This window comes from Pseudomonas sp. FSL R10-0399, from assembly GCF_009600165.1.
GTDB lineage: Bacteria > Pseudomonadota > Gammaproteobacteria > Pseudomonadales > Pseudomonadaceae > Aquipseudomonas > Aquipseudomonas helleri.
On record NZ_WIWK01000172.1, the window covers coordinates 1 to 8,249 of the forward strand.

Consider the following 8,249-nt stretch of genomic DNA (forward strand, 5'->3'; position numbering starts at 1 on the left):
GATCGTGCTGCGCGACGGCCCGCAAGGCTGCTGGGTCAGCGACGCCCACGGGTCACAGCTGATTGCCGGGTTCAAGGTGCAGGCCATCGACAGTAATGGCGCTGGAGACGCTCATTGCGGGGTCATGATTGCCGCATTAAGCGCCGGCCACGCTGCGCCAGAGGCGGCCAAACGCGCCAATGCTGCGGCGGCTTTGGCCGTTACTCGCCGGGGGCCGGCGACGTCACCCAAAGCCGATGAAGTTGACAGATTGATCCAGAAAACCCGCATTTAGGCGCACATACATCGCTAAAACAGACCAAAACAAACAAAAACTGACTCGCAACCCGACCAAAGACTGTACGCACATAGACACTTATCTGTCGTCAAAGGCTGGAAAATGCTCAAACTGGTGTTTAACCTTACGCTTTGGCTCCCTTCCAGCTACACCAGTACCCGGCAATTCCTACAGGATGTCGGGCCACTTGCGTGCAAGTCGGGCAGTGTATTTCTTACTGTGTGACGATACTTTTGAAACTCATCATTATTGCTGTTTACGTCTTTTCCATCGCATACGTCCACTTGCGGGGCAACGTTCGCCACAAGCTAGGGCGTCAATTGAGCGACCACTCCACGTTTCTGGCGCCGCTCAACTGCTTCTTGTATCTGTTTTCCAAAGTGCCCAGCCAGCCTTACCTGAAGCCAGCGGACTTCCCGCAGCTCCAGGTCCTGCAGGACCACTGGCAAGAAATCCGCGAAGAAGCACGAAACCTGATGCAGGCCGGTGAAATCAAACGCTCCGAACAACCGAACGACGTGGGTTTCAACTCGTTCTTCAAGAGCGGCTGGAAGCGCTTTTACCTGAAATGGTACGGCGACAACCATCCTTCAGCGATGGAACTGTGCCCACGCACGATTGAATTGCTCAATGGTATTGGCACCGTCAAGGCGGCGATGTTTGCCGAGTTGCCACCCGGCTCGAAACTGGTTCGCCATCGTGACCCTTACGCCGGTTCGTTGCGCTACCACTTGGGCCTGGACACCCCGAATGATCCGGGCTGCTACATCAATGTCGATGGTCAGAACTATGCCTGGCGTGACGGTGAAGCGGTGATGTTCGACGAAACCTTTATCCATTACGCCGAAAACACCACCGACAAGAACCGCATCATCCTGTTCTGTGACGTTGAGCGCCCAATGAAATATCGCTGGGCGGCGGCCTTCAACCAATGGTTCAGCCGCACCGTCATGGCGTCGGCCAGCTCACCGAACGATGACAACGATAAAACCGGCGGCCTGAACCGGGCCTTTACCCGGCTGTACAAGATCCGTCTGCGCGGCAAAGAGCTGAAAAAGCGCAATCGCACGCGCTACTACCTGGAAAAATGGGCAATCTTTGGTGGATTGCTGGCAGTGTTCCTGCTGATTTAGCCCACCCTCCTGTGGGAGTGAGCTTGCTCACGATCTTTTGATCTTTTAAAAGATCGCGAGGCAAGCTCGCTCCTACAAGGGTCAGTAACGTTTCTAGACCAGCAAATTCCATAGCAACAGCGCGCCCAGCAGCCCCACCAACGAGACGATGGTTTGCAGCACTGACCAGACCATCAGGGTCTGCTTGAGCTGTAGGCCAAAGTACTCGCGCACCATCCAGAAGCCTGCGTCGTTGACGTGACAGAAAAACACCGAGCCCGCCCCGATTGCCAGCGCCACCAAAGAGCCTTGGACGCCTTCAAGGCCGATGATCAGGGGTGCCAGAATACCGGCTGTCGTGGTGGTCGCTACGGTTGCCGAACCCGTGGCCTGGCGCAACGCCACGGCAATTAGCCAGGCCAGCATGACGTAGGACAGATGCGCACCGTTCGCCACTTTACTGATGGTGTCGCTGATGCCGGCTTGCAGCAGGGTTTCTTTCAGGCCACCGCCTGCGCCAATCGTCAGCAGCAACACGGCAATCGGCGCCAGGCTTTTGCGTAGTACACCGCCCACTTGATCGCGGGCCATACCGATGGACCAGCCCAGGCAAATCACCGCCGCCAGCACCGCCAGCCCCAGCGCGATCAACGGCTCACCCAAAAACTTCAGGGTCACGGCCAAGCCGCTTTCCGGCGCCATGGCCACCTTGGCCAGCGTGCTGCCCAACATCAACAGCACGGGCAGCAGAATAATCAGCAAGGACACCGCAAAGGTTGGCTTGCGTCGGGTCGGGACCTTGGCGGAAAACAGCGCGCCCAATTCGGCTGGCTCCACCACATGCATGCGCTTGGACAACCAAATGCCGTACAGCGGCCCGGCCAGAATCACTGCAGGAATCGCCAGGCATAGACCCAGCAACATGGTCAGCCCCAGATCGGCGTGCAAGGCGCTTACCGCAATCAAAGGCCCGGGATGTGGAGGCATCAAGGCATGCAGCGCCGTCATGCCGGCCAATGCCGGGATAGCGACCTTAAGCAGCGGCTGGCCCGACTGCCGGGCGATCACAAAAATGATCGGCACCATCAGCACCAGCCCCACTTCGAAAAACAAGGGCAAGCCAATCACCATTGCCACCAATGCCATCACCCACGGCAAGGCGCGGCCCTTGGCATGGCGCAACAAAGTGGCGGCGATTTGGTCTGCCGCCCCGGACTCCGCCATCAAGGCCCCGAGCATAGCGCCCAGGGCAATGATGATCCCGGCCTCCCCGAGGATGCTGCCTGCGCCTTTGCTGAATGCCTTGGCGACCATTTCTGGCGGCAACCCGGCACCGATCCCGGCAATAAAGGTACCGATCAGAATCGAAAGAAAAGGCGTGAGCTTGCAGACGCTGATTAAAACGATGATGGCGACAATTGCCAGCAGGCAGCACACGATCAACTGCGTGTCGTGTGCCAGCCATAGCGGATGTGAAAGATCCAACGAAGAGCCCTCTCTTTGTATTTTTTTGTTACGAGAGAGGTAAATATAGCGGATGGCAAAACCGCTCTGGATGAAGATTGAGACAGATGCGCCCTAGCTGACGACCAGCGGTGGCAACGTGCCTAACAGTGAAACCGCGGCCACCGCCGACACCCCTAATAGCCACTCAATGGCGACACTGCGGCGTAAGACGCAGAAGTGCCCCGCGCGACTCATCAGCAGATTGAACAGGGCCAACAGCAGCATCAACCCGACCAGCACCACCTTGATCAATAGAATCAGCGCAAAGCCCTGAAACAGCGGCGTAGGCCAGAGCGCTCCGGTCAGCACCCGCGTATTGATCAGCCCTGTAAGAATGATCCCGGCCACCAGTACGAAACCGACATTACTGAAACGCCGCAACACCGCATCGACCGCTACCCCGGCAGGCCGCGTAAGGACCCACCACAACACCGGCAGCCCGCCCACCCAGGCACCGACACACAGCAAGTGGATCATCTGATTGAGGATCAATAACTGGCCCTGCCAACCATCGAGCATCGCGCCATGACCAACGGGCGCCAGCGTGGCCAGCAGCAAAAAGCTCACGACAGCGATCAGGCCGAAACGCGCCGTGGTGTACAACGCAATCAGCAACAACCCGTTGAACAGCAAATGGGCGGTCCAGACCTGACCGAAAAAGGTACTGCCCAGCACCAGCTTCAGGGTGGCCAGGTCCAGCGTGTCTGCCCAGCTACCGGCCATTGAGAACGTCGTCAGCAGTAACCAGGCAAGGCTACTGAACAGCGCCAGCCAGGCCAACCCGCGATAGGCGCCCTGCACCTGTTGCCGGGGACCTGACAGCGTCCCCGGCAACAACGGTCTGAAGACCCAGCCACCGAACAGCAGCAACACTGCACTGAAATGCACAAACCGGCAGACCACCATGGCGCTGAACATCAAATCAGTTGCTCACCGTGAAGCTGTATTCGCCGTTACTTTTGTGGGTATCAACCGACACCGCGTTCCACTTGACCTCGTACTGCCCCGCCGCCAAGGGCTGCTCAGGCGTCACGATCAATACTTTTTTATCCGCAGGTTCGGTTTTGACACTGCTCAACGCGACGGGAGCGCCGTCATGGCTGACAGCCACTTTGGTAAACGCCTGCTCAACACCTTCGCTGAACTGCAAACGCAATACCTTCACGTCGCTTGCGCTGCTATCAGCAACCGGGGTCGCTTGTTCGAGATGCGCGTGAGCGAAGGCAGTACTGGCACCGACCATCAGTGCCACCAACGCTGATGCATTGAGGATTTTTTTCAAGAAAGCAGCAGACATCGCGAAGTACCTTGAGATAGGAATACGCCGCAATAATACTCGCCTAATCTCATTTGGGGGGCGCCCAAACGCTGCCCGAAGGTTAACAACGCGTCCCGCGCAAGGAATTGATAATGCCCACTCGCCTCAGTTTTATTTCTCACGCCCGCACTGAAGCGCAGCGTCAAGGGCGCTTTGCACTGGATGAGCCGCCGGAACCCAAAGGCCTGGAAAAAGCAGCACTTATCGCCTCTGCTTTGAAAAAGCCCGTGCGCATCCTTTGCGCGCCTGAAGCGCGAACCTTGCAAACGGCCCACGCCCTGGGTGGCGAAATAGAAATCATCCCCGAGCTTGAGGATTACGATGCGGGGGACTGGAAAGGTCACAGCCTGGCAGACCTCCAACAGAATATTCCCCAGGCGCTGGCCGAGTGGATCAACAACCCCGACAAGGCTCCCCATGGCGGTGAAACGGTGAATGGGCTATGCGTGCGGGTTGGCACCTGGCTTGACTCATTTCGCGAAGAAGGCCACTTTGCCGTGGTGACTCACCCCTTCGTCATCCGCGCCGCGATCTTGCACGCGCTGCAGGCCAGCACCGCCTCCTTTAACCTGATTGATATCGAACCGCTGGCGATTGTCGACCTGCGTTTCAATGAACGCTGGCGCCTGCGGTTTTAAAAGCATGCATCGCACCCAATCCCCCCGTAGGAGCCGCCGAAGGCTGCGATCTTTTGATCTTAAAAACACAATCAAAAGATCGCGAGGCAAGCTCGCTCCTACAGTTTGAACATCACTCTTCGAGGGTCAGGCCGCCCGGTGGCAAGGGCAGCGCGGTTTTGTAGCGCACTTGTTTGAGGGCGAAGCTGGAACGGATGTTCGCCACCCCCGGCACTTTGGTCAGAAAGTCCATCATGAAACGTTCCAGCGCCTGAATGCTCGGCACCAGCACCCGGATCAAATAATCCGGGTCGCCGGCCATCAAATAGCACTCCATGACTTCCTGGCGATCCGAAATCGCCGCCTCAAAGTGCTGCAACGCCTCCTCTACCTGCTTCTCCAGGCTGACATGAATAAACACGTTAACGTGCAGGCCCAGCATGTCGGCGTCCAGCAGGGTCACTTGTTCACGAATCAGCCCGCGCTCTTCCATGGCTTTGACCCGGTTAAAACACGGCGTCGGTGACAAATTAACCGAGCGCGCAAGGTCCGCATTGGTGATGCGCGCATTCTGCTGAAGGTTGTTGAGAATCCCGATATCCGTTCGATCTAGCTTGCGCATGAGATAAAAACACCTGTTTTTTATGTTTATGCAGAATTCTTATCCTTATTGAGCGCAAAGCACAATGAACTACAGATAAATATTCTTCACGGTCAGGCCTATGATTGTTGTAGGACAAGATTTGGCTTTTTAAACAGCCAGATGTTCGACTCACAACTAGCTCCCGCGCCTAATAAACACGACAAGATCGAGCGTAGAGAAAGCCATGACCGACTATGCACCGTTGCGCCTGCACGTTCCCGAGCCCTCCGGCCGACCAGGCTGCAAGACCGACTTCAGCTACCTGCGCCTGACCGATGCCGGCAAGGTCCGCAAACCCGCTATAGACGTAGACCCTGCCGACACGGCTGATCTGGCCAAAGGCCTGATTCGCGTGCTCGATGACCAGGGCCAGGCACTTGGCCCGTGGGCCGAAGGCGTCCCGACCGAGGTACTGCGCGCCGGTATGCGCGCCATGCTCAAAACGCGAATTTTCGACACCCGCATGGTGGTAGCCCAGCGTCAGAAAAAAATGTCGTTCTACATGCAAAGTCTGGGCGAAGAAGCCATTGGCAGCGCTCAGGCCCTGGCGCTGAACCTGGATGACATGTGCTTCCCGACCTACCGTCAGCAAAGCATTTTGATGGCCCGCGACGTGCCGCTGGTCGACCTGATCTGCCAATTACTGTCCAACGAGCGCGACCCCCTCAAGGGTCGGCAGTTGCCCATCATGTACTCGGTGCGCGACTACGGCTTTTTCAGTATTTCTGGCAACCTGGCCACTCAATTCGTACAAGCAGTCGGCTGGGGCATGGCCTCGGCCATCAAGGGCGACACTAAAATCGCCTCGGCCTGGATTGGCGATGGTGCCACCGCCGAATCTGACTTTCACACCGCCCTGACCTTTGCCCACGTGTACCGCGCGCCGGTCATTCTTAACGTGGTGAATAACCAGTGGGCGATTTCGACCTTTCAGGCCATTGCCGGCGGCGAATCCACCACCTTCGCCGGTCGTGGCGTAGGCTGCGGGATTGCCTCGCTGCGGGTTGACGGCAACGACTTTGTGGCCGTTTACGCCGCCTCGGTCTGGGCTGCAGAACGCGCGCGGCGCAACCTGGGCCCCACACTGATCGAATGGGTCACTTACCGCGCAGGCCCGCACTCCACCTCGGATGATCCGTCCAAATACCGCCCGGCTGACGACTGGAGCCACTTCCCACTGGGCGACCCGATTGCCCGTCTCAAGCAGCACCTGATTGCCACCGGCAACTGGTCGGAAGAAGAACACGCGGCGGTCAGCGCCGAGCTCGAAGCCGAAATCATTGGCGCGCAAAAGGAAGCCGAGCGTTTCGGCACCCTGGCGGGCGGGCAAATGCCGAGCGCCGCGACGATTTTTGAAGACGTGTACAAGGACATCCCCGACCACCTGCGTCGGCAACGTCAAGAGTTGGGGTTATAACCAGATGAACGACAACAATAAAATTCAGATGGAGAACGCCGTGAGTATCAGCACCATGACGATGATCCAGGCCCTGCGCTCGGCCATGGATGTCATGCTTGAGCGCGATGACAACGTGGTGGTGTTCGGCCAGGACGTCGGCTACTTCGGCGGCGTATTCCGCTGCACCGAAGGCTTGCAGGCCAAGTACGGCAGCTCGCGGGTGTTTGACGCGCCGATCTCGGAAAGCGGCATCGTCGGTGCCGCCGTGGGCATGGGCGCCTACGGCTTGCGCCCGGTGGCTGAAATCCAGTTTGCCGACTACTTCTACCCGGCGTCCGACCAGATCGTCTCTGAAGCGGCACGCTTGCGCTATCGCTCGGCGGGCGAGTTCATCGCCCCCATGACCCTGCGCATGCCTTGCGGCGGCGGCATTTATGGCGGCCAGACCCACAGCCAAAGCCCCGAAGCGATGTTCACCCAGGTTTGCGGCCTGCGCACCGTCATGCCGTCCAACCCGTATGACGCCAAGGGCTTGCTGATTGCCGCGATCGAAAACGATGACCCGGTAATCTTCCTTGAGCCAAAACGCCTGTACAACGGCCCGTTCGATGGCCACCACGAGCGCCCGGTCACGCCGTGGTCCAAACACTCCGCCAGCGCCGTGCCGGATGGCTATTACACCGTGCCGCTGGACTGCGCCGCCATCGTGCGCCCTGGCACTGAAGTCACCATCCTCACCTACGGGACCACCGTCTACGTGGCCCAGGCCGCTGCCGAAGAAACCGGCATCGACGCTGAAGTCATCGACCTGCGCAGCCTGTGGCCGCTGGACCTGGATGCAATTGTTACCTCCGTGAAGAAAACCCGTCGCTGCGTTGTCGTGCACGAAGCCACCCGCACCTGCGGCTTTGGCGCCGAGCTGATTGCGCTGGTTCAAGAGCACTGTTTCCACTATCTGGAAGCACCGATTGAACGCGTAACCGGCTGGGACACGCCCTACCCGCATGCACAGGAGTGGGCCTACTTCCCCGGCCCGGCGCGAGTGGGTGCGGCTTTGCAACGGGTCATGGAGGTTTAAATGGGTACGCACGTTATCAAGATGCCGGACATTGGCGAAGGCATTGCACAAGTTGAGCTGGTGGAATGGTTTGTCAAAGTCGGTGACCTGGTCAGCGAAGATCAGGTGGTGGCCGACGTCATGACCGACAAAGCCACCGTGGACATTCCGAGCCCTGTGGCCGGCCGTGTACTGGCGCTGGGCGGACAGCCTGGCGAGGTCATGGCGGTGGGCAGTGAACTGATCCGCATTGAAGTCGAAGGCGCGGGCAACCTGCGTGAAGACGCTGCGCCCGCACCCGCAGTAGCCGCCGAAGCACC

The 8,249-nt window shown here is 58.5% G+C and carries 10 protein-coding genes; 6 read left to right on the top strand and 4 right to left on the bottom strand.

Annotation, left to right across the window (positions count from 1 at the left end):
* Both GHO41_RS27620 and lpxO read left to right on the top strand, forming a co-directional pair.
* On the top strand, positions 1–274 hold a 274-nt coding region (locus GHO41_RS27620; protein ID WP_256678872.1), incomplete at its 5' end, for a PfkB family carbohydrate kinase.
* Positions 275–510: 236 nt separating this feature from the next.
* Positions 511–1,410 (top strand): lipid A hydroxylase LpxO, encoded by a 900-nt coding sequence (gene lpxO, locus GHO41_RS27625; protein ID WP_153435191.1) that lies wholly within the window; start codon positions 511–513, stop codon positions 1,408–1,410.
* 93 nt (positions 1,411–1,503) lie between these two features.
* On the opposite strand, the gene GHO41_RS27630 is transcribed toward lpxO, so the two are convergent.
* The 3 genes from GHO41_RS27630 to copC all read right to left on the bottom strand — a co-directional run bounded on the left by GHO41_RS27630 (position 1,504) and on the right by copC (position 4,192).
* On the bottom strand, positions 1,504–2,874 hold the full coding sequence (locus tag GHO41_RS27630) for a gluconate:H+ symporter (protein ID WP_048369348.1): 1,371 nt from the start codon (positions 2,872–2,874) through the stop codon (positions 1,504–1,506).
* 93 nt (positions 2,875–2,967) lie between these two features.
* The gene (gene copD, locus GHO41_RS27635) at positions 2,968–3,813 is read right to left on the bottom strand and encodes a copper homeostasis membrane protein CopD (RefSeq protein WP_048369349.1); all 846 of its coding nucleotides are present in this window, start codon (positions 3,811–3,813) and stop codon (positions 2,968–2,970) included.
* 4 nt (positions 3,814–3,817) lie between these two features.
* Positions 3,818–4,192: a copper homeostasis periplasmic binding protein CopC gene (gene copC, locus GHO41_RS27640; protein ID WP_153435192.1), complete on the bottom strand. Its 375-nt coding sequence runs from the start codon at positions 4,190–4,192 to the stop codon at positions 3,818–3,820.
* 113 nt (positions 4,193–4,305) lie between these two features.
* On the opposite strand from copC, the gene GHO41_RS27645 reads away from it, so the two are divergent.
* Positions 4,306–4,851 carry a histidine phosphatase family protein gene (locus GHO41_RS27645; protein ID WP_153435193.1) on the top strand — a complete coding sequence of 182 codons (546 nt, stop codon included), beginning with the start codon at positions 4,306–4,308 and terminating at the stop codon, positions 4,849–4,851.
* Between the two features lie 112 nt (positions 4,852–4,963).
* Here GHO41_RS27645 and GHO41_RS27650 read toward each other — a convergent pair whose 3' ends face one another.
* Positions 4,964–5,452 (bottom strand): Lrp/AsnC family transcriptional regulator, encoded by a 489-nt coding sequence (locus tag GHO41_RS27650; RefSeq protein WP_048369352.1) that lies wholly within the window; start codon positions 5,450–5,452, stop codon positions 4,964–4,966.
* 205 nt (positions 5,453–5,657) lie between these two features.
* Here GHO41_RS27650 and GHO41_RS27655 point away from each other — a divergent pair, with 205 nt between their 5' ends.
* The 3 genes from GHO41_RS27655 to GHO41_RS27665 form a co-directional block, all read left to right on the top strand.
* Positions 5,658–6,890, top strand: a complete 1,233-nt coding sequence (locus GHO41_RS27655) for a 3-methyl-2-oxobutanoate dehydrogenase (2-methylpropanoyl-transferring) subunit alpha (RefSeq protein WP_048369353.1) — start codon at positions 5,658–5,660, stop codon at positions 6,888–6,890.
* A gap of 4 nt (positions 6,891–6,894) precedes the next feature.
* Complete coding sequence (locus GHO41_RS27660) at positions 6,895–7,950, top strand: alpha-ketoacid dehydrogenase subunit beta (RefSeq protein WP_048369354.1); 1,056 nt, start codon at positions 6,895–6,897, stop codon at positions 7,948–7,950.
* The coding region (locus GHO41_RS27665) for a biotin/lipoyl-containing protein (RefSeq protein WP_305977953.1) at positions 7,951–8,249 on the top strand (299 nt) is incomplete at its 3' end.

What these genes read in the sequence shown, in the direction of transcription:
- GHO41_RS27660 (WP_048369354.1), top strand. Translation starts at nt 6,895, where the DNA reads ATGAACGACAACAATAAAATTCAGATGGAGAACGCCGTGAGTATCAGC.
- copC (WP_153435192.1), bottom strand. Translation starts at nt 4,192, where the DNA reads ATGTCTGCTGCTTTCTTGAAAAAAATCCTCAATGCATCAGCGTTGGTG.
- copD (WP_048369349.1), bottom strand. Translation starts at nt 3,813, where the DNA reads ATGTTCAGCGCCATGGTGGTCTGCCGGTTTGTGCATTTCAGTGCAGTG.
- GHO41_RS27650 (WP_048369352.1), bottom strand. Translation starts at nt 5,452, where the DNA reads ATGCGCAAGCTAGATCGAACGGATATCGGGATTCTCAACAACCTTCAG.
- GHO41_RS27655 (WP_048369353.1), top strand. Translation starts at nt 5,658, where the DNA reads ATGACCGACTATGCACCGTTGCGCCTGCACGTTCCCGAGCCCTCCGGC.
- GHO41_RS27645 (WP_153435193.1), top strand. Translation starts at nt 4,306, where the DNA reads ATGCCCACTCGCCTCAGTTTTATTTCTCACGCCCGCACTGAAGCGCAG.